The following is an 18,705-nucleotide window of genomic DNA, read 5'->3' on the forward strand; positions in this document are numbered from 1 at the left end:
CATATTATGGTCCTTGTTCGGCAACCGCGAACTGGCTGACATCATTGATGTGTTGTTGTTGCTGTGAAGCCAGTTGGAGCAGAATTAAGTTGGAAGTTAAGGTCGGTTGCGCTGGCTTTTCATCGGATTCTTTGTCAGTGTTTTGCGAGTCACTGTTAGTCGCGCTCTGCGTATCGCTCAAGAAAACCGCGCTAGTCGCGTCTCCGGTAAAGCCGGCACGCTGGATAGCCGCAAAAACTTGTTGCTCACCGCTTTGCAAATTAACCAGCACCGCCGTCGCTGCTGGCTTATCTTTCTTACCCGCTTGCTCACGTTCGAGTAACGGCGCCAGCTGCTTGACCAAGCCCCATTGGCGGTCACTAGCGATTTGCGGCGCGGTACCCCGCTCCACTCGCCACTCGGTATCGGCTTGCAAGGCACGAAATATGGCCTCGCTGTCACCACGGTCAGGACGCGCCTCGTAAGCTATCCAGTCGCCCTGGTCGCTGAGTTGTAAACCCTCAATAGCGCGAAACTTCATGATATCAGTCACCGTGAGCGGTCGCTGCGTATCACTTGTTGCGGTTGCTGCTTGGCTGGCGAGGCCATCGTTATCGATAGCGCTAACGGGCGCGGCCTGAGCTAGCTGTAGTGAGCCGCTAAGGCAAATTGAGGCCAGCCAAAACCGCCTTACCGGGGTAAAAAAACGTTGCCGTGACATAGTGCATCCTGATGCTTTTATGATGGTAATTGCATCATACCAAAGCCGGCGTTGATACCGGCATCAACGCCTCGCCATTAACCGCAAGATTTGGTCGATAAGTCGCAACACCGGCACTCGACTGGGGCTAGACGCCGTCAGCGTTGCTCAATATTCGGTGTAATTTGGGTGACATCGCCACATTGGGCGCGATGTCGCAAGTAATGATCGATAACCACCAGCGCCACCATGGCTTCAGCAATAGGTACCGCACGAATACCGACACAAGGGTCGTGCCGCCCCTTCGTCACAATAGCTTGTGGCTGACCAAAACGATCAATGGTTTGGCCGCTTACGCCAATGCTTGAGGTTGGTTTTAAGGCTATGTCAGCAAGCAATGGCTGTGCCGTTGATAAACCACCCAGCACACCACCACTATGATTACTTAAAAAACCGCTGGGTGTTAGTTCGTCACGATGTTCACTACCGCGTTGATTGACCACTGCAAAGCCATCACCAATAGCCACCGCTTTAACCGCGTTAATGCTCATCAGCGCTTTAGCAATATCGGCGTCGAGGCGATCAAATACCGGCTCGCCAAGACCCACGGGCAAACCATGAGCTTCTACACGCACTTTGGCGCCGACCGAGTCACCGGCTTTCTTCAACTCGCGAATAAGCTCTTCCATAGCGGCAACGGCGTTACCATCGACACTAAAAAAAGGATTTTGGTTAACTTGCTGCCAATCCCATTGCTCAGCGATAACCGAACCCATTTGGCTCAAACCAGCACGAATGCTGATACCCTGCTGTGCTAAGAACTTTTTCGCGATACCCGCAGCCGCCACCCGCATAGCGGTCTCCCGCGCCGACGAGCGGCCGCCACCCCGATAATCACGAATGCCGTATTTATGTTCATAGGTATAATCGGCATGGCCAGGACGAAACAGGTCTTTGATATCGCCGTAATCTTGCGAGCGCTGGTCGCTGTTTTCAATCAGCAAGGCTATCGGAGTGCCAGTAGTTACGCCTTCAAACACGCCCGACAGAATACGCACCTGATCGGCTTCGCGCCGTGCCGTGGTAAAACGGTTACTACCGGGTTTACGTCGATCGAGGTCGGCTTGTAAATCGGCTGCCCCCCGGCGGGCAGCCATCAACAATAGCGCCGAGCGCCTCGCCATGACTCTCGCCAAAAGTGGTAACCCGAAATAATTCGCCAAAACTATTGCCCGCCATAAACCGTTATGACTCCCTTAACAACGCTTGTGCTTGCAGCAACTCGTCGCGGGTCAGCAAGAACACGCCATCGCCACCGCGCTCAAAACTCAACCAAGTAAACGGAATTTGTGGATATTTCTGGCTTAGCGCCACCATCGAATTACCCACCTCACAGATCAGAATACCACCCTCATTTAGCTGGTCGGCTGCTTGCCGCAAGATACGCTCAACCAAGATCAAGCCATCGTTACCAGCGGCTAGGCCCAGCTCGGGTTCATGTCGATACTCGGCCGGCAGATCAGCCATGTCTTCGGCATCAACATAAGGCGGATTGCTGACAATTAAATCGTAGCGCTCTTGTCGAATGGCGTCGAATAAATCGGACTGTAGCGGTATCACACGCTGACTGAGCTGGTGTTCTTCGATGTTGCGCTCGGCAACGGCTAAAGCGTCCTCAGAAATATCGACGGCGTCGACTTCGGCTTGGTCAAATGCATAAGCACAAGCAATGGCGATACAGGCGCTACCGGTGCAAAGGTCCAAAATACGCTGTGGCGGCTGCTGCAACCACGGCTGAAAACCCTGCTCTATCAGTTCCGCAAGCGGTGAACGCGGTATTAACACCCGTTCATCGACATAAAATGGTAACCCGGCAAACCAGGCCTGATGAGTTAAGTAAGCGGCCGGAATACGTTCACGGATACGACGAGCAAAAAGCTCGACCACGGCAACGCGTTCACGCTCAGTCAGGCGGCAATGGCGAAACTGTTCGATCGCCTGCGGCTCTATTTTTAAAACGTGCATGAGTAATACCATAGCTTCGTCGTAGGCGTTGTCGGTACCATGGCCAAAATAAACTTGATTGCTGTTAAAGCGACTGATGCCCCAGCGCAAATAATCATCGATAGTTGCTAAATCGGCTACCGCCTGTTCTAAGTACACTCGTTCCAAAATCTCTCTCCGCCCTGTTGTGCGCTGCGCAGTTGTTCTATACTGCATGAACTATCGCCATAAGATACCCCAAAGCGGGCTCGGTTTACATCAAGCAAGCGACCAATCATGAAAAATTCCGACCAACAGCCAGAGAGTGACGCGACATTATTTCGCCAGTCGGTCAAAGGAACTCGGCGTTTAAAGCAGGATAAAGTGGTACATCCTCCCGCCAAAAAGCGTCAATCACCGCTGTTAAAACAACAACATGAACGTGCGCAACGCAACGCCAGCCATCACTTTTCCGATGTTTTCGAAGCCCATTTTGGCGCCGGTCCACTGAAATATATTGCCGACGGTGAAGATCCTTATTTAGCCAAGCAGTTACGTCGTGGCGATTTCGAACCTGATTTATTACTGGATTTGCACGGTCTGACGCAGGCTCAGGCAAAACGCGAGTTAGCGGCTTTGTTAGCCAGTTGTGAACGCGAATTAGTGGCCTGCTGCAGTATCATGCACGGTTATGGCGAGGGAGTCTTAAAACAACGGGTGCCGCACTGGCTAGTGCAACACCCATTAGTGAGAGCTTTTCATCAGGCGCCGCAAGCTTGGGGCGGTGATGCCGCTATTTTGGTACTACTGCGGGTACAAAGCTAAAACAGCACTAACGCCGTCATCAGGTTAAGAAAAACAATGAGCAGCGCTATGCATTTGCAATAAACGGCCACGACCGGTGCTGACATCCAACTCAATTTCAGCGATCGCCGCGGTGGAGAAAATCGGTGGCTCTTGCGCACTGTCTAAACTTCTCACCAAATAGCTAACAAACGGCATATGCGACACCACTAACGCGGTCTTTGCACCACGCGCTGCCAAATCGATCAATAGCCATTCAGTAAACAAATCAGCGTTGCTGTCTGGTGTGACATCGGCGTCATTCACACGGGCACTTGTCGGCACCGACTGTAGCACGATGTTTGCCGTTTGCTGAGCGCGAATTAACGGACTGACGTAACAACAATCTAACTCGGTCAGCGATTCAGCCTGAGTCGACGAGCCTGTGGCGTCACTGGTTAGCGCTTTACGCAGGACATTTGCTTGGCAGTCAACTTCGTCTTCACCGGCAACCGTTAAGCGCCGGTCGGCGTCACTAGCGCCAGCGACTGCAGAAGCTTCACCATGACGCATAATATAAAGTTTCATAAGCGTTTTACGATGTTTCGGTTAACGCCCCTTCCTAGCTCGCCGCGTCATCCGTTTGACTGCGACGGGGATTGGGTCGTCCACCGGTTACTTTATCCGCACGCCCTGACTCCTTGGCCTGCTCAGCTCGTTTGCGTCTAATTGCTTTCGGATCGGCAATCAGTGCGCGATAAATCTCAATACGGTCACCGTCGCGCGGCTCGGCATCCAGTTTAACGGTTTTACTCCAAATGCCGACTTTCTGTTCGGTTAAGTCAATCTCGGGAAAATGCTGCTGAATCGCCGAACGCTTGATGCAATCTTCAACGGTGCTACCTTCAGCTACACGCACGGTAACTATTTTCTGCTTGGCCGGTGTGGCATAAGCGACTTCAACGGTGATCATGGCTTCAGACATTAGCGCTCTTTATCCCGATGTAAATCAGACTTTAGGTGTAAACTTGGTCGGCACGCTTAACAAAAGCATCGACCATACGCCCGGTAATTTCGTTAAATATTTTACCAAAAGCCATGCCCAATAGGCGGCTGGAAAATTCAAAATCTAACTCAAAAATGATCTTACAAGCGTGCTCGTCTAAGGCCTCAAAACGCCAACCGCCAGACAGGCGTTTGAACGGCCCATCAACCAAGCTCATATCGATGCGTTGCGGTCGCAACAGGTGGTTGCGAGTGGTAAACGATTTTCGAATACCGGCTTTACTAATCTGTAATTCGGCAACTTTTTCGTCGTCTGTTTGTTGCAATACGCGTGCGCCAACACAACCCGGTACAAACTCCGGATACGCGTCAATATCGTTGACTAAGTCGAACATTTGCTCTGCGCTGTATGCTACCAACGCGGTGCGCTCTATTCGCGCCATAATTTTGGCTTCCACGATGAAAATTGAGCGAATGATAACGCAACTGACGCAACATTGAAGCCCCGAAAGCAATTTTCTTTTTGCCAGTCACTGGTATAATGCGCGCATGAGCAAAAAAAACAATAGCACCGGCGGCACTATCGCGCTGAACAAAAAGGCGCGGCACGAATACTTCCTTGAACATAAGTTCGAAGGCGGTTTAAGTTTGCAAGGCTGGGAAGTCAAAAGTATACGCGAAGGTAAAGTGAACATTCGCGACAGTTACGTCATCATCAAAGATGGCGAAGCCTATCTACTCGGCAGTCAGATTCAACCGCTGAACTCGGCCTCGAGCCATGTGGTTTGCGACGCTGAACGTACTCGTAAGCTGCTGTTAAAGCGGCGCGAACTGGATACCCTCATCGGCGCCTCGGAACGCGAGGGCTACGCCATTGTAGCCACTGCCATGTATTGGAAAAAGTGTTGGGTCAAACTAGAGTTTTACTTGGCCAAGGGTAAAAAGTCACACGACAAACGCGATACTATAAAAGAGCGTGACTGGCAGCGCCAAAAAGAACGCGTGCTTAAGCATGCGGTTCGTTAACGATGCAAGCGCAGCGTATTCGGTGAGAGACTCGTAGCCACTCACCGCTCGCTTGGCAACGGAAGATAGCCGAGCATCGTCTAATCGGGTCACCACCAGGGGCGTTAGGAAAACATTGAAAGGTCAACGGCCCAGTATTTTGTAATTGACCAACATTGCCGGCACTCATTTGTGCGCTAAGTACCTGTAGTGGTGAGCTGTTGAGTACCGTCACGCTAACACGCTGCGCCGGGCAAGTCTGAATAGACCGCTGCCAGTGCAAGGCTAACCGCCGTTGGCGTTGAGCGCTCGCCTTTTTACCGCTTTTCACCGTTAACACCAGCTCCCCCTCAATCGCGGTGGGTAACGTCAGTTGCCCGCTTAAACGACAATGGGCGGTTAATGCTGGCGACTTAACTGCGGCAATACGCCCATTCAGCGGACAATCGCTATGCACGCCCTGCGGCAGGCTTAGCTGATAATCGCAACCGTGCACACAAGCCGCTAATGCAATGCTTAATCGAGCGCTAAAATCGGTGCCTTCCTGCTGTTGTTGACAGCCTTCACAAGTCAATGAAAAAGTGGGCGTTTGCGGGGCTTGGCACCAACCATCAGCGGCCATACAACGCTGCATTTGCTGCTGTAATTCGGTTAGTTGCCGATAATTTTCATCAACACTAGAAAATGGCGTGTCGAGTTGTTTGCCATGCAATGGATAAAGGCTGATTAAACGTTGTAGTTCAGCTTGCTTAGCCTGCAGCGCGTGCACTTGACCGCGCTCAGAGCGCAACGCTTGCGCAAGCAACTGTTCACTAGCCACCGCGGCTATCTGCGCCGCCTCAGCGTTAACGCGCTGCACCTCGGCTTGTTCCGCAGTCAATTGCTGGCTGGCCACATCTATCGCCTGTAACTCATTAATTTTTACGGTATCTGCAGCTATTGCTATGGTGGTAGCGGGCTGACTAAAGCTCAACTGCGCTAGTTTGGCTTGTTCGACCTGCAAGTCATCGCTTCTGGCTTGTTCGATGCGAACTCGCTTTGCCGTTACCGTGGCACTGTTGCTTATCGGATGATTCGCTAAATCTAGCGTCGTCAACATACTCGCGGATTGCTCGGCATCACGTGGCAGTAATTGCGCTAATTGATTAACCGAAGTGGTTGATAACTGCGCGGGCAGCACCAACCAATCACCTAACTCATCGCTAACGACCTTAAAATAAATTGCCCAGTCGGACTGGTTAGGCCATTGCTCGGGTAGACGTAAGTGTAATGCCGAAGTCACCGGCTCTGGCTGCTGACGCCAATGCCAACTTGCATAAGACAACGGTGCTGGCAACCAGTCATTCAATACCTGCAAATCACTTGGCCATTGTCGTTGTTGTTGACGATAGCGGTACAGCGCTTGAATCACCTGCAAGAGTTGCGACTGACGATAGTGTCGTTGCGACGACAGCTGCAGTGACGGTGTTGTCATGAATAGTGCACTGATAATGGTGACTAACAGTAACACCATCAGTAAAGCGAAACCTGTCCTTGGCAATGGCTTAGTCATTTGCTAGCTGCTGACCTCGTTGCAATCTTAGCAGCAGTTGTAACAGTCGTTCGCCGTCTTCATCCAACACTTGCTGTTGACGCGCCGACAGCAACGACGCAGTAGTTTGTCGAAGTTGTACGATGGCTAAGTTATGCCAAGCAGTTGAGTTTCGACTATCAAGCCGCAACACCTGCTGGTAATTCTGCTGCGCGGCATCCAATCGGCCTTGCCTGAATTGCACATTGGCTAGTTGTAGGCGCGTGATGATATCGTTAGGTTGTTGCTCTAGATAAGTTAACCAAATTTGCTCAGCGCTTAATAAATCGCCTTGCTGGTAAGCACGGCGGCCCTGCTGTTGCCATTGTAACTGCTGTTCGGCGCTAGCGGGCGCACGCCATGCCGCAGGCAGATAGCTGACTACGGGTAGCGATAGCGAGCTACATGCCGTCAGTTGCGGTAACCACAGTAATAGCAGCAAACGATTAAGCTTCATACTTAACGTCTACTCCTTGCCTGGCTAGTTCGGCGTTGCTATCGGTATGCTTGGCAGCCAACGGTGCCTGAAACAGCAAACGGCGGCCTAGCCAAGCCGACAGTGGCCATGGTTGTCCAGCGATACATTCAATCAAACTATCGACGCGGCCAGTTAAATTCGATCTGGCAGTGCGCGGAAACTGTTGCAACTGGCGCACAGCCAAGTGCCTAACCACCGCTACGATGCGGCGCTGCTTATCTAACGCGATGATATCCAGCGGGGCGCGCATACCAAAGCTATGAATACGCCGGCAATGTGGCAGCCAAATCACCGATTGCTGGCAGTAGGGCCAGCGAGTTAAGCCATCTAAACGCGATAAATAGCGCTGCTTGATCGCCACCTGCGACCATAATAACAAGGCTCGGGATGCGCTGCTGGTTGCAGCTAAGTCAGCATTTTTCGGTGCCAGATAAACCGACATCATAAGCCCCCTCCTTGGGTTAATTGAATAAAAATGGGTCCCAGCAACACGATGAAGTTGACAGGAAAAAAGCACAGAACCAACGGCAGCAACATTTTGATGGTAGCTCGTTGGGCGTGACTCTCAGCGCGTTGCAGTTGCTCCCGCCGCAGCTCATCAGCCTCAAAAGCCAGTAAACGAGCACTGCTGTGGCCGCTCTGTTGCAGTTGAATCAATAATTGCCGTAGCCGTTGTAAGCGCGGTAACGGGTATTGCAAGACCAAACGTTGCAAAGCCTGAGATAACGTCATACCTTGCCGCAGTTGTACCGCCGTGCGGGCCAACGCTTGATGAAAATGGCCTGGTCGTTGCCCCAATTGCTGAGCCAGTTGTTGTAGCGCCAAACTGATGGGAGCACCGGCGCTGATTAGCATCATTAATAAATCAAGTAATGCTGGAAGCTGCTGTTCCACCAACGTTAAGCGTTGTTGCAAACGTCTTTTACCGCGCGCTAACGGCAACACCATCAACAACAATAGCAATAGATAAAACGGCGCTAGGGATAACGCAGATACGGCTAAGATTAACAACAACAGAGCCACTGCTGTTTGCAAAAACCAGCGCGCTAAACGGTAGTCAGCATGACAGTGTGTTAAATATAACTGCCAGCGCTCACATAATGCTCTCGGCAAGTGCTTTAGCCGCTGCTCGGCGGCGTCTTCTGCCCAGCGCCAGACTCGCTGCGGCCAATGCAGATAGCGCATCAACCAATAACCGCCAAACGTCAGCACAAGCCAAAACAACAGGATCACCAGTAACATGCTTAACCGCGCCCGTCTTCGATCATGCGCTGCATAAGCCAGCGACCCAGTAACATCAATATGACACAAAGCGCCAGTAAGCATTGACCGATACGATGCTGCCAGAGTAGCCCAATGTGTTCTGGCTGTATCCACCAAAGCGCGGCTGCCAGTAGGAACGGTATGGCGAACAAGAGCTGTCCTTGTAAGCGCGCTTGCGCAGTCAAACTTTGCTGCCGCTGAAACATGGCCAGACGTTGCTCAAGAGTATTCGCCAATTGTTCAAACACTGGCGCTTGTTGACCACCATAGCGCTGCCCAAGCATAGCGGTGTGCACAAACATCATCATGCAATCGGACGGCGCACGCGCCGCCAACGCTTGTAATGCGGCTTGCCAGCCTTTGCCATAACGAACCTGTTGTAGCAACAAACCGATCTCTTGTTGTAGAGGCTTGAGTAAACCCGGCTGCTGTTGTTGAATCGCTAAAGTCAAACTACTACCACTGCGCATTGCACCAGCTAAGCTGAGCAGATAGCGCGGCAGTTGCTGTTGCAATAGCTGTTGGCGACGGCGCCAGAGATAACCAAATAAGCGTCGCGGCAAGAACACGCTGAGCAACAACAACGGTAGTTGGAGTGACCAAGGCAGTAACAATAATGCCAGCCCATGTAGCAACAACAGCAGTAGTAACCAATACAACATGAGCCGTTTAGCGGGGGTAAACATAAATAGCTCTAACAAGCTCTGTTGCGTACTTTGCTCAACCCGATGCCACATATTAAGCCGCCAAAGCAGTCGCACAGCCAACCACCACAACAACAGCGATAACGGCAACAAACTCGCCATCAACCACAACGCGGAAGACGACTGTGGTGCTGCACCGAGGTCTGCGATAAGTAACATTTAAAGTAACCATGCCAGCAATTGCTGACGTTCATGATGAGTTAACTGTTCGGCGTATGGTGGTAGCATTCCGGTGGCATTAAGCGTCATATCGCTTGCGTAAGCGTCGCCCGCGGAAGGCGCTAACTCAAATAATGGCAGTAGTTGAATCGCCTGCTGTTCCATGCCGGTGATTTGACTAATTGCTGTGACCTGACGTAAGCCATGACTGTGACGTTTCAGTTGCACCAACAGGTCAACGGCACTGACAATCTGTTGCCGAACCGCCTGTACCGGCAACTCAAACCCTGCCATTAACACCATCATTTCAAAGCGTTTCAGCGCATCTTGTGGCGAGTTAGCATGAATGGTTCCCAACGAACCATCATGACCGGTGTTCATTGCTTGCAACATGTCCAGCGCTTCGGCACCTCGACATTCGCCGACGATGATACGATCAGGCCGCATGCGTAACGCATTGCGCACCAGCTCACGGATGCTGATTTGTCCGGCTCCCTCATGATTCGCCGGTCTCGCTTCCAAGCGCACTAAGTTCTGCTGCTGCAGCTGCAGTTCGGCGGCATCTTCGATGGTGATCACCCGTTGTCGAGCAGGAATCGCCTGCGCTAATGCATTCAGCAGGGTCGTCTTACCACTGCCAGTACCGCCAGCAACAATGATGTTGTCGCCCTGCTCTACTCGCCAACGCAAAAACTCAGCCGCCGCTTGCGATAAACCATCATTGCTTAACCAGTCCTCTAAGCTCATGACATCGCGCCGAAACTTACGAATGGTGATCACCGGTCCGTTAAGGCTGACCGGGGCTAACGCGACATGAATGCGAGCACCGTTACTGAGGCGACCGTCTAACAACGGTGAGGCGTTATCGACCTGCCGTCCGAGCGGCGTGACCATGCGCTCGACCACCGCCAGCAATGCGCCCTCGCTAGCAAATGCTTGCGCTTGTTGGGTGATTTTTCCACCTCGCTCAACGAATAACTGATCATAACCGTTAATCATGATCTCGCTAACCTCGTCATCGGCCAGCAAAGGCTCTAACGCACCTAAGCCGACAACGTTAGCGATAGCCGCTGCTACCTGAGGAGCTAACGACTGAGTCTGCGGCAGGCGGAATTCGCTGTGTAAATACTGTTCAGCAAAACACCGCAGTTGCTGCTCGTTCATCATCGCTAGCTGCGGATCGCGTTGATCGAGCCGCCGCTGCAAGCGCTGCTCCATGTATTGCTGCTCGGCGTTTAGTTTTTTTAGCGCTGAGCTCTCGGCTACGCCATGAGGCGTTGTTAAGGTAGACATTCAGTTTGGCTTCCTTTGCTAAGTGAATGATCCATTAGTCACTAAGTACGCTATGTGACTCGGCATCAACGTTGACCTCACGTAGTCCATTACACCCCATCGCCGCCTCAATCTGCCGTCGATGTCGTTGTGCCTGAGTCACCCTAGCGAGTTGCTGCTGACGCTCCTGCAGACGTTGTGGCGTGACCAAAATGACCAGCTCGCGCTGCTCGGTACGCGTTTGTTGCTGACTGAAAAAGTGCCCGATAATCGGCACATCTGCCAACCCCGGAATACGCTTTAGCGATTCACTTTTTTGTTGATTCAATAAACCCGATAGCACCAGCGTACTGCCACTTTGGGTATCAAATTCGGTGGTCGCTTCACGGCTGAGTAAGCCAGGAATACCGGCGACGGTAGTGGCCGGATCGATATTACTAACCTGCGCTCTAACTCTGGCATGAATAGTTCCGGCTGCAGTCAGTTTTGGACTGATCGATAACTGCACGCCATAACGCCGGAAAGTAACGCTCTGTAATCCCTCACTACTAACCTGCGGAATCGGCAATTCACCACCCGCGAGAAAATCAGCGCTGGCGCCATCCTTACTCAGTAACTGTGGTTGCGCCAATAATCGTGCTTGGCCGCTTTGCTGTAGCGCTTGCAGTTGCGACATCAGAGCCGGACGCCACTGCAATAAGCCACTTTCCATCAGTGCCGGACCAAGCACCGGTTGCTGCCAATCTACCCCCAACTGCTGTAGCTGTTGCCTGGCCATTTCATAAACCTGAACTTGAATGGTGATCATCTCGGCCGCCGTTACCTGTTGTTGGGTTTGGTCGAGCACGTCTGGATAGTCACTCACCAACTCAGCTAGCTGAGCCTTAGCCTTTGCAGTTAGTTCGCCAGTTAGCAACCAGAAACCTTGATGTTGACGCCAACTTAATTGTGGCTGTTGCTGCTTCAAGTGCTGTAATTGCAGCAGCAACCGGGGCTTTAATTGCGCTTGCACATGGACAATATGGCGCGTACTCACTTGCCCCTGACTGTTAACTTGTAACACCTCAACCACACCGCTTTGCTGTGGTAATAGCGCCACTTGTGCAGCACCGATGGGGTGTATTAATAGCGTTTCCTGATCGGCAACAATAAGTTCTGCGGCGGACATCGACCAAACGGCAACATCGCCAACCGTCAATTGATGCTCAACGACGCTTATGGTAGCTATTGGCTGACTATATTGGTCGTTATCCGAACGCCCTGAGCTCATTGGTTCAGCGGCAACAGTGTCCGCTAACAACATCAGCGCCAGCCAAACGGGTATCCACGTTTGTAGCCGCGTCATCAACCCGCCGTAGCGAACATGACAGCTATCGTTTTGCATTAATCCGTCACCTGTTTTAGATAACTAATACGGATAGGCGCAGCGGATTCTGCCGTTGCCACCTGTTCGACGTTAGCCGCCATTAGCCGACTGCGTAACCACAGCCGTACACCGGCAGTCGATGCGCGCTGGTATCGTCGACGCTGTTCAGCGGTCAATGCCAACGTTAGCGACTGTGGAATAAAGCCACCGCTCAAGTCTGCTGATGAGGCACTGCTGTACCGTGGTGATAGCGCGGTTTGCGATAAGTGCTGATCGATGGCGACCACGGGTAGCGCCAATATCGGCGGTTCAGCGCCATCTAAGAATTCCATATCAAGCCGATCTCCCAGTTGAATAAGGCCATGATGGCTATTCAATAAATCCGCACTCAACGTCAACGCATAATGCTGCGCTTGTAGCACCTCGGATAGCGCTGCTGCGGCCGGTTGCAATAGATTAAATGCCAACGGTTGTCCAGCTTCTACAGCAACGGCCAAGCGTCTGCCAAGCAGTGTTGCTGCATGTTCAGGGGCTAGCCATTGACCGGCTAATCCGTTATCGGGTAAACGTCGCTGACGCAAGTGCTGTTGCTCGATACGCGTGCCGACAGCAAGAGCGTCGGCGGCCACTACCACCGTCAACATGGTCGGTTGCTGCGCGCTTAGCGCTTGCTGTTGTTGCCGTTCGACATAACGACTAATTAGCGTTACCGTGAGTACCGTCAGTATTAACGCCGCGATAATAACCACCATGAAGGTTTGATAGGGTTGCCAACGCATGACGTTACTCCGTTGCGCTCAGTAACGTTAACCGCTGTTGCAACTGCTGGTGCTGTATTGCCCAATCCTTACTCGCTACCGATAGCTTGGCAACAGACTCCACCACCGATAGCGGTTTTTCTGTAAGCGCCTCGTCAATCGTCGACATCGATGCAGATAATTGCCACAACAACGCTAATAGCACCATATCGACGAGCAACAGCAATAGAAATTCGAGGCTACTCTGGCCGCCATTGGTCAGGTTGAGACCTACGCTTATTATCGGTTTTGTTGCTGCCATAACATCACCAAACTTCCTTGTTGTCCGACTAGCGGCGCCGCGAATATTTGCACCAAGCCAAGCGGACGCTGTAACTGAAACTGCAACACCGTTGCTGTTGGTAACAATGGACTACTTGCTAGCCTTCGCTGCCAACGCATCTGCAAATGTTTAGCAACTTGCACGGGCGCGCGACGCGGTAGCCAAAGCAACGAATAACTGAAGCCCTGTTGTTGCCAATGATGTAAATTAATGCCCCGCAACCCCGACAACATCGATGTTGGCCGGGCTGCGGATGGCAGTTTAGGCAACTGCCGTAACCACCACCGTCCTTGTATTTCGGTCCATAACCACCACCGTTGTCGAAAACGACATAATCGAGCCCTTGACTGTGGTTGTTCAGGCGCGCCCAAACAGTGCCAGTCAAGCTCTGCCAAAGCAGCCCATAAGGGCGTATATGGGCGTTGTAAAAACCAGTAACCAGGGTCCTCAAAAGCGTCTATCAACTGCCAATCAGCCGGCACCGTTAGCTTGGTCGCCGTAGCCGATAGCCAAATCATGGCTATTAGCGTTAACAATTACTCACCACCAACACCTCCTAAGTATCGGTTGCAGCCATGCTCACGGTTGTATAGCTCACGGCTTGTAGCTTACGGTTGTGCAGTGCCATGCGAAAATGGTCGGCACGGCGCCTGTTGGCACAATGATGTATCGGGCACGACTTCGTCATCGACATAGCCCAAGCGCAAACTGTCCGGACTAATTTCCCGGGCTAGCGGTAACCACGACAACCAACGTAAGGGTTGCTCAATTGGCAATAAACGCGATGCTTGTCCAGTCAACGTTAATCGCTTAGCGACCTGTAACCCCTCAGCATCACTGCGCGCCGACCAACTGTCCAACCAGCGATACCAAGCGCGCTCTTGGTCGTTACTGGCGTAACGGTATTGGCGCTGAAAATCGATGGGTAACTCGAACCATTCCCGTAGCGGCCGCAATGCTCCTTGTGTGGAATGAGCCAAGCGATAATCGTCATCGCCTTTAACCAAACCCAGATCTAAGCGCCGTAATTGCTGCCGATAATGCTGCCACTGTTGTTGCTTGGCCGTTGCTATCTGGTGAAGTTGCTTGGTTGCCAATAGCAGCGCCGCCAACAACGGTAGCAGTAGCAAACTGTGTACTATTGCCTGTCCTTGACACTGACTCAGACTTTGTTGATTAAGCTGTTTGCTGTTCATCGATTTAACTCGCCCGCTCGGCGACCTCAAATGAGGCGACTCTGGCCTTATCAATCGCGCTCAATGGTCGCAACTGTACGAACCACAGCGGATTAAACAGGTTGCCTAACTCAAGTTGCTGATCAGCACGGGGAAATAACCGCCGCGGCCGGCTATAACGAGCATCGGCACGGGCTGCCACTTGCTGTTTACCATTATCTAATGTCACCACTAAGGCGCTGGACGACTGCTGACCAGCAGACTGTTGCAAACGGTAAAAATAGAAATTGGTTTGACGTGCTAATAAGCGACGATATAACCATTGTGCTTCGGTAGAGGTATTCGGATTTACCGAGCGGCTGCCACCGAAATCCTGCCCATATCCGTGAAAGCGCCCTTGCCCGCGGCTACCCCGGCCCCAAGCCAGCTCATCGTGATCGAACAATAGATCAATATGCAGAGCTAAAGTATCCATTGCTTGCCACTGCCATTTTCCCTGGCCATCGATCAGTAAAGTGCTTGCACCTGCCTTTTCAACCTTCGCAGGTCCGGCCTTTAGCCAGCGGTAACTGCGCCGTCGACTAAAGGGATCGCGACTGCGATTGACCAGACTAGCGAATTGCTTGCCATGCGTTGCATGATCATTTCGAAACCGCCGAATATTACGTAGCCAAAGTACCGGGAAAGGTAACAACGAACCGCTATGCCATAGCTGCCAATTGTAGTCGCCGTGCTTAGCGACAAACTCGCTTATGGAGCTTGGCAGCATACTGGTGAAACTCGCCTGTAATAGTAACTGTGACGTCGATAACGCACTAATAATTAGCTGTTGTAAACGCAACGCTGCTGGCAATAAACGGTCCATCACCGTCGACACTCGATCGAGCACCACCGCTAATTGCCGACTGAGCACATTAAGATAGGGAATGACGCTGGTCACCATTGCCATACGTTGGCTTGCGTCGGCCAGCATCGCCAACCAACTGGATAAACCGGTCAACTGTGCCATCACCACTTGATTGGCAATCAGGGCACGATTACTTAGCGCCAGATAATTCAGTTGGCGAGCCAGAATCAACGCACCGGCCTCCGCGGCGTTGTCGGCAATATTCTGCATGACCCACCGCTCACGACTGTCGCTACTGACGCGATGCAGACTGAACAAGGCTAAACTGAGTATGGCGGTTAATAGCAAACCGCTAAACAACAACCAACCCGATTGTTGTTGCGTCAGGCTCATTGCTGCTCACCCGCCTCGGTCGCTTCGTTATAATTACCCAGATTGATGTCTTGCTGAGCCACCGTACCAGCACGGCGAGCGGCTTGTCGCGCCCGATTTATTTGTGCGTTGCTGGTTTGTCCGGTGATTTCCTTGGCAATACCTGCCACTTGGTTGCGCACGCTCTCGCCCAGCAGCGAGTAAACACCGATTGCGGCAACGGCAATCAAGGCAACAATAATGATGTATTCGGTCATGCCTTGACCGAGTTGACGATGACGGTTCGCCCCCTGAGAAGCAAACAACGCGAAGATTGACAGCTGCATGGCTACCCCCTACCGATGACAATGTCGTTCAGTATAGGCGCCAGTCATAAGGCTATTTTAAAAAGGCGTTAACGCTTATTCGATATGGAGATATTTGTGCAGTTGTACCGATAGCCGCCAATTGCGTTCGATACACACTTGCATGGCTAACTCTGTGGCTCGTGGACGCTGACTAATCGGTTGTAAACTGATCACCACGTTGGCTGCCGGCGGGTATTGCGCAAGGAGGGCGTCTAGCGCGTCAATGTGCTTTTGCATAGCCACCGGATGCTTAATTTCATTCGCGCGTGCCATGCAGTCGGCGCGCACCAGATAGCCACCGGGCATATCCAGTTTAGGCGATAGCGTCACCCAAGTTTGCGCAGAGACCTGTAGCGCAAAGGTGCCACTGGTTTCAATTTGCAACTGATAACCACGCGCTTCGAGCAGCTCGGCTAGCGGACGCCAATCAACCATAGCCGGTTCACCGCCGGTAATGACCACGTGTTTGGCACTATAGCCCTGCTGCTGAAAGCAATCGACGATAGCTTGCGCCGATAGTTCCGCCCATTCAGCACTGGCAGTCGATTTACTTAGCATTCGCTCGACACTCACTTGCTGCGCTGGGTCGATGTCCCAGGTATGCTGCGTATCACACCATGGACAGCCCACCGGGCAGCCCTGCAAACGCACGAATATCGACGGCGAGCCGGTAAACACACCCTCACCCTGAATGGTTTGAAATATTTCGTTAATGCGGTAAATCATGAGTTCCGTTACACTATGCGGGGCAAGCATTATAAAGAGGATCGAGCATGACGAAAAGCGTTGTCGTTATTTATTCTGGCGGTATGGATTCGTTTACCGTGTTACACCGTGCCATCGCCGACGGCTTTGACGTTTATGCACTTTCTTTTGACTATGGACAGCGCCATAAAAAAGAACTCGATGTTGCGGCTAAAGTTTGCAAAAGTAATGGAATTTCGCATAAAATCGTCGATATTACAGCCATAAACAGTTTGGTCGGCGGTAGCGCCCTAACCGACGATATTGATGTCCCTGAAGGTCATTACCAAGAGCAATCGATGAAATCGACTGTGGTCCCCAACCGCAACATGATCTTGCTTTCGCTGGCTATCGGTTATGCCGTATCGGTCGGCGCCGAAGCGGTTTACTACGGCGCCCATTCTGGTGACCATGCCATTTATCCGGACTGCCGCCCCGAATTTGTCGAAAAAATGAACGACGTTAGTCTAATCGCTAACTACGAAGCCATCCGCGTACACTCGCCTTATTTATATCAAGACAAAAGCGACATCCTCGCCGATGGCTTGGCGATGGGCTTAGACTATGCCAATACCTGGACTTGTTATAACGGCCGTGAACAGGCTTGCGGCCGCTGTGGCGCCTGCGTCGAACGGCTCGAAGCGTTCGCCGCGCAAGGTGTTAGCGACCCGCTCAGCTACGCAGCGACCTGACCTCCTTGCACAGAATCGTTTAATAACCATGGCGCTGTCCGAAGAGCAGCGCCCATGTGCTGCTAGCGCCTTCTCGCCAGTAACTGAGCTTTAAATAACTGATACCGCGGTTATATTTTCCAATGCGCCAATATCTCTTGCGCCTTAAGCCAACGCGGGTGGTTACGCAAGGTATCAATGGCTAATCCCGCTTGCCGCGCTAACCGCTGATACACCTTATCGTTGCCATCATGGCTACTGCCAATACTGTCTAGCACTTGCTCAGCACCAACACGGTCGTTACAGGCCAACACCATGTCGCAACCAGCGCTTAACGCCGCCGCCGCGCGCTCGGCCATGTTACCGGCAACAGTGGCGCCCTGCATGGCTAAATCATCGCTAAAAATCACGCCTTGAAAACCGAGCTGTTGACGTAGCACTTGTTGCAACCACAACGAGGAAAAACCGGCCGGTTTATCACAGACTTGTGGATAAATGACATGTGCTGGCATGATTGCATCGAGCTGCTTAGCGAGCGCTTTAAAAGGCACTAAGTCAACCTGCTCAATGGTATCCCAGTCGCGCTCATCATAGGGAATATCGATGTGTGAGTCGGCAACCACCGAGCCGTGTCCCGGAAAATGTTTACCGGTGCTTTTCATGCCTGCTTGATGCATACCGCGAATAAAGGCGCGAGCCAACGGAATAACCGCCTCAGCATTATGCGCGAAGGCGCGATTGCCAATCACATTGCTGCAGGCATTGATATCTAACACCGGCGCAAAGCTGATATCGATATCCAACGCTTGCACTTCGGTGGCCATTAGCCATGCTAATTCTTGCGCCCAGTATTGTGCTTGTTCAGCATCAGCAGCACGCTCGGCAATTTCGCCCATGGCTGGGATTTCGCTGAAACCTTGACGAAAACGCTGCACTCGCCCACCTTCATGATCGACAGCTAAAATTAGCGGCTGACGCGCCGCCGCTCGAACCTGTCGCACCAACTCAGCCATTTGTTCACGGTCATGATAGTTACGGGTAAAGAAGATCACCCCACCCACAGCCGGATGGGCAAGCAACTCACGTTCTTCGGCTTGCAATTCTGTATTTTCTAAATCGACCATTACCGCGCTCATAACCACTCCTCTAATTGGCGATGCTGGCAGTGTGCCAAAAGCCACGGCAATCGTCATCTATGCCGA

At 52.1% G+C, this 18,705-nt stretch carries 23 protein-coding genes and 1 pseudogene; 3 read left to right on the forward strand and 21 right to left on the reverse strand.

Features of this window, described 5'->3' with window-relative positions:
- Positions 1-4: 4 nt before the first annotated feature.
- The 3 genes and pseudogenes from A10D4_RS08985 to prmB form a co-directional block, all read right to left on the reverse strand.
- Complete coding sequence (locus A10D4_RS08985; protein WP_008489091.1) at positions 5-700, reverse strand: hypothetical protein; 696 nt, start codon at positions 698-700, stop codon at positions 5-7.
- 137 nt (positions 701-837) lie between these two features.
- Positions 838-1,918: pseudogene (aroC, locus tag A10D4_RS08990) on the reverse strand (chorismate synthase).
- Positions 1,919-1,924: 6 nt separating this feature from the next.
- Entirely contained in the window at positions 1,925-2,851 is a 927-nt protein-coding gene (gene prmB, locus A10D4_RS08995) for a 50S ribosomal protein L3 N(5)-glutamine methyltransferase (RefSeq protein WP_040502820.1), read from the reverse strand.
- Between the two features lie 108 nt (positions 2,852-2,959).
- Between prmB and smrB the strand changes: the two genes are divergently transcribed.
- Positions 2,960-3,487, forward strand: a complete 528-nt coding sequence (gene smrB / locus A10D4_RS09000) for an endonuclease SmrB (RefSeq protein ID WP_008489094.1) — start codon at positions 2,960-2,962, stop codon at positions 3,485-3,487.
- Positions 3,488-3,511: 24 nt separating this feature from the next.
- On the opposite strand, the gene sixA is transcribed toward smrB, so the two are convergent.
- Genes sixA through A10D4_RS09015 form a run of 3 tightly spaced genes read right to left on the reverse strand, consistent with a single transcriptional unit; the run spans position 3,512 to position 4,893 of the window.
- Positions 3,512-4,033, reverse strand: a complete 522-nt coding sequence (sixA, locus tag A10D4_RS09005; RefSeq protein WP_008489096.1) for a phosphohistidine phosphatase SixA — start codon at positions 4,031-4,033, stop codon at positions 3,512-3,514.
- A 34-nt stretch (positions 4,034-4,067) separates the two neighbouring features.
- The gene (locus A10D4_RS09010) at positions 4,068-4,430 is read right to left on the reverse strand and encodes an RnfH family protein (RefSeq protein ID WP_008489098.1); all 363 of its coding nucleotides are present in this window, start codon (positions 4,428-4,430) and stop codon (positions 4,068-4,070) included.
- A gap of 31 nt (positions 4,431-4,461) precedes the next feature.
- A complete protein-coding gene (locus A10D4_RS09015) occupies positions 4,462-4,893 on the reverse strand; it encodes a type II toxin-antitoxin system RatA family toxin (RefSeq protein WP_008489099.1) in 432 nt (143 codons plus the stop codon).
- Between the two features lie 106 nt (positions 4,894-4,999).
- On the opposite strand from A10D4_RS09015, the gene smpB reads away from it, so the two are divergent.
- Entirely contained in the window at positions 5,000-5,476 is a 477-nt protein-coding gene (gene smpB / locus A10D4_RS09020; RefSeq protein ID WP_008489100.1) for an SsrA-binding protein SmpB, read from the forward strand.
- Here smpB and A10D4_RS09025 read toward each other — a convergent pair.
- The 14 genes from A10D4_RS09025 to queE form a co-directional block, all read right to left on the reverse strand.
- On the reverse strand, positions 5,457-7,007 hold the full coding sequence (locus tag A10D4_RS09025; RefSeq protein WP_156812125.1) for a type II secretion system protein: 1,551 nt from the start codon (positions 7,005-7,007) through the stop codon (positions 5,457-5,459). The genes smpB and A10D4_RS09025 overlap by 20 nt on opposite strands.
- The gene (locus A10D4_RS09030; RefSeq protein ID WP_008489103.1) at positions 7,000-7,482 is read right to left on the reverse strand and encodes a tetratricopeptide repeat protein; all 483 of its coding nucleotides are present in this window, start codon (positions 7,480-7,482) and stop codon (positions 7,000-7,002) included. The genes A10D4_RS09025 and A10D4_RS09030 overlap by 8 nt, the downstream gene beginning before the upstream one ends.
- Complete coding sequence (locus A10D4_RS09035; protein WP_008489105.1) at positions 7,472-7,948, reverse strand: DUF192 domain-containing protein; 477 nt, start codon at positions 7,946-7,948, stop codon at positions 7,472-7,474. Before A10D4_RS09035 ends, A10D4_RS09030 begins: the two co-directional genes overlap by 11 nt.
- Positions 7,945-8,745: a type II secretion system F family protein gene (locus A10D4_RS09040; protein ID WP_008489106.1), complete on the reverse strand. Its 801-nt coding sequence runs from the start codon at positions 8,743-8,745 to the stop codon at positions 7,945-7,947. Before A10D4_RS09040 ends, A10D4_RS09035 begins: the two co-directional genes overlap by 4 nt.
- Before the next feature lie 2 nt (positions 8,746-8,747).
- Positions 8,748-9,629 (reverse strand): type II secretion system F family protein, encoded by an 882-nt coding sequence (locus tag A10D4_RS09045; RefSeq protein ID WP_008489107.1) that lies wholly within the window; start codon positions 9,627-9,629, stop codon positions 8,748-8,750.
- Positions 9,630-10,922, reverse strand: coding sequence for a TadA family conjugal transfer-associated ATPase (locus tag A10D4_RS09050; protein ID WP_008489108.1), 1,293 nt, complete (start codon positions 10,920-10,922; stop codon positions 9,630-9,632).
- Between the two features lie 34 nt (positions 10,923-10,956).
- Positions 10,957-12,285 carry a type II and III secretion system protein family protein gene (locus A10D4_RS09055; RefSeq protein ID WP_008489109.1) on the reverse strand — a complete coding sequence of 443 codons (1,329 nt, stop codon included), beginning with the start codon at positions 12,283-12,285 and terminating at the stop codon, positions 10,957-10,959.
- Positions 12,285-13,046 (reverse strand): Flp pilus assembly protein CpaB, encoded by a 762-nt coding sequence (cpaB, locus tag A10D4_RS09060; protein WP_008489111.1) that lies wholly within the window; start codon positions 13,044-13,046, stop codon positions 12,285-12,287. Before cpaB ends, A10D4_RS09055 begins: the two co-directional genes overlap by 1 nt.
- A gap of 4 nt (positions 13,047-13,050) precedes the next feature.
- Positions 13,051-13,326, reverse strand: a complete 276-nt coding sequence (locus tag A10D4_RS09065) for a hypothetical protein (protein ID WP_008489112.1) — start codon at positions 13,324-13,326, stop codon at positions 13,051-13,053.
- Positions 13,305-13,883 carry a hypothetical protein gene (locus tag A10D4_RS09070; protein ID WP_156812126.1) on the reverse strand — a complete coding sequence of 193 codons (579 nt, stop codon included), beginning with the start codon at positions 13,881-13,883 and terminating at the stop codon, positions 13,305-13,307. The genes A10D4_RS09065 and A10D4_RS09070 overlap by 22 nt, the downstream gene beginning before the upstream one ends.
- Positions 13,884-13,955: 72 nt before the next feature.
- Complete coding sequence (locus A10D4_RS09075) at positions 13,956-14,543, reverse strand: hypothetical protein (protein ID WP_008489114.1); 588 nt, start codon at positions 14,541-14,543, stop codon at positions 13,956-13,958.
- Positions 14,544-14,547: 4 nt separating this feature from the next.
- Positions 14,548-15,762 (reverse strand): hypothetical protein, encoded by a 1,215-nt coding sequence (locus A10D4_RS09080; protein ID WP_008489115.1) that lies wholly within the window; start codon positions 15,760-15,762, stop codon positions 14,548-14,550.
- Positions 15,759-16,067: a Flp family type IVb pilin gene (locus A10D4_RS09085; RefSeq protein WP_008489116.1), complete on the reverse strand. Its 309-nt coding sequence runs from the start codon at positions 16,065-16,067 to the stop codon at positions 15,759-15,761. The genes A10D4_RS09080 and A10D4_RS09085 overlap by 4 nt, the downstream gene beginning before the upstream one ends.
- A gap of 75 nt (positions 16,068-16,142) precedes the next feature.
- A complete protein-coding gene (gene queE / locus A10D4_RS09090; protein WP_008489117.1) occupies positions 16,143-16,814 on the reverse strand; it encodes a 7-carboxy-7-deazaguanine synthase QueE in 672 nt (223 codons plus the stop codon).
- Between the two features lie 47 nt (positions 16,815-16,861).
- On the opposite strand from queE, the gene queC reads away from it, so the two are divergent.
- Complete coding sequence (gene queC, locus A10D4_RS09095) at positions 16,862-17,524, forward strand: 7-cyano-7-deazaguanine synthase QueC (RefSeq protein WP_008489118.1); 663 nt, start codon at positions 16,862-16,864, stop codon at positions 17,522-17,524.
- Between the two features lie 110 nt (positions 17,525-17,634).
- Here the strand turns inward: queC and nagZ are convergent, their stop codons facing one another.
- Positions 17,635-18,639 (reverse strand): beta-N-acetylhexosaminidase, encoded by a 1,005-nt coding sequence (nagZ, locus tag A10D4_RS09100; RefSeq protein WP_008489119.1) that lies wholly within the window; start codon positions 18,637-18,639, stop codon positions 17,635-17,637.
- Positions 18,640-18,705: the final 66 nt, after the last annotated feature.

The sequence above is a fragment of the Idiomarina xiamenensis 10-D-4 genome (genome assembly GCF_000299895.1).
Classification (GTDB): Bacteria; Pseudomonadota; Gammaproteobacteria; order Enterobacterales; family Alteromonadaceae; genus Idiomarina; species Idiomarina xiamenensis.

Coding starts and splice junctions, on each gene's coding strand:
- A10D4_RS08985 (WP_008489091.1), bottom strand. CDS start 700: ATGTCACGGCAACGTTTTTTTACCCCGGTAAGGCGGTTTTGGCTGGCC.
- smrB (WP_008489094.1), top strand. CDS start 2,960: ATGAAAAATTCCGACCAACAGCCAGAGAGTGACGCGACATTATTTCGC.
- sixA (WP_008489096.1), bottom strand. CDS start 4,033: ATGAAACTTTATATTATGCGTCATGGTGAAGCTTCTGCAGTCGCTGGC.
- A10D4_RS09010 (WP_008489098.1), bottom strand. CDS start 4,430: ATGTCTGAAGCCATGATCACCGTTGAAGTCGCTTATGCCACACCGGCC.
- A10D4_RS09015 (WP_008489099.1), bottom strand. CDS start 4,893: ATGGCGCGAATAGAGCGCACCGCGTTGGTAGCATACAGCGCAGAGCAA.
- smpB (WP_008489100.1), top strand. CDS start 5,000: ATGAGCAAAAAAAACAATAGCACCGGCGGCACTATCGCGCTGAACAAA.
- A10D4_RS09025 (WP_156812125.1), bottom strand. CDS start 7,007: ATGACTAAGCCATTGCCAAGGACAGGTTTCGCTTTACTGATGGTGTTA.
- A10D4_RS09030 (WP_008489103.1), bottom strand. CDS start 7,482: ATGAAGCTTAATCGTTTGCTGCTATTACTGTGGTTACCGCAACTGACG.
- A10D4_RS09035 (WP_008489105.1), bottom strand. CDS start 7,948: ATGATGTCGGTTTATCTGGCACCGAAAAATGCTGACTTAGCTGCAACC.
- A10D4_RS09040 (WP_008489106.1), bottom strand. CDS start 8,745: ATGTTACTGGTGATCCTGTTGTTTTGGCTTGTGCTGACGTTTGGCGGT.
- A10D4_RS09045 (WP_008489107.1), bottom strand. CDS start 9,629: ATGTTACTTATCGCAGACCTCGGTGCAGCACCACAGTCGTCTTCCGCG.
- A10D4_RS09050 (WP_008489108.1), bottom strand. CDS start 10,922: ATGTCTACCTTAACAACGCCTCATGGCGTAGCCGAGAGCTCAGCGCTA.
- A10D4_RS09055 (WP_008489109.1), bottom strand. CDS start 12,285: ATGCAAAACGATAGCTGTCATGTTCGCTACGGCGGGTTGATGACGCGG.
- cpaB (WP_008489111.1), bottom strand. CDS start 13,046: ATGCGTTGGCAACCCTATCAAACCTTCATGGTGGTTATTATCGCGGCG.
- A10D4_RS09065 (WP_008489112.1), bottom strand. CDS start 13,326: ATGGCAGCAACAAAACCGATAATAAGCGTAGGTCTCAACCTGACCAAT.
- A10D4_RS09075 (WP_008489114.1), bottom strand. CDS start 14,543: ATGAACAGCAAACAGCTTAATCAACAAAGTCTGAGTCAGTGTCAAGGA.
- A10D4_RS09080 (WP_008489115.1), bottom strand. CDS start 15,762: ATGAGCCTGACGCAACAACAATCGGGTTGGTTGTTGTTTAGCGGTTTG.
- A10D4_RS09085 (WP_008489116.1), bottom strand. CDS start 16,067: ATGCAGCTGTCAATCTTCGCGTTGTTTGCTTCTCAGGGGGCGAACCGT.
- queE (WP_008489117.1), bottom strand. CDS start 16,814: ATGATTTACCGCATTAACGAAATATTTCAAACCATTCAGGGTGAGGGT.
- queC (WP_008489118.1), top strand. CDS start 16,862: ATGACGAAAAGCGTTGTCGTTATTTATTCTGGCGGTATGGATTCGTTT.
- nagZ (WP_008489119.1), bottom strand. CDS start 18,639: ATGAGCGCGGTAATGGTCGATTTAGAAAATACAGAATTGCAAGCCGAA.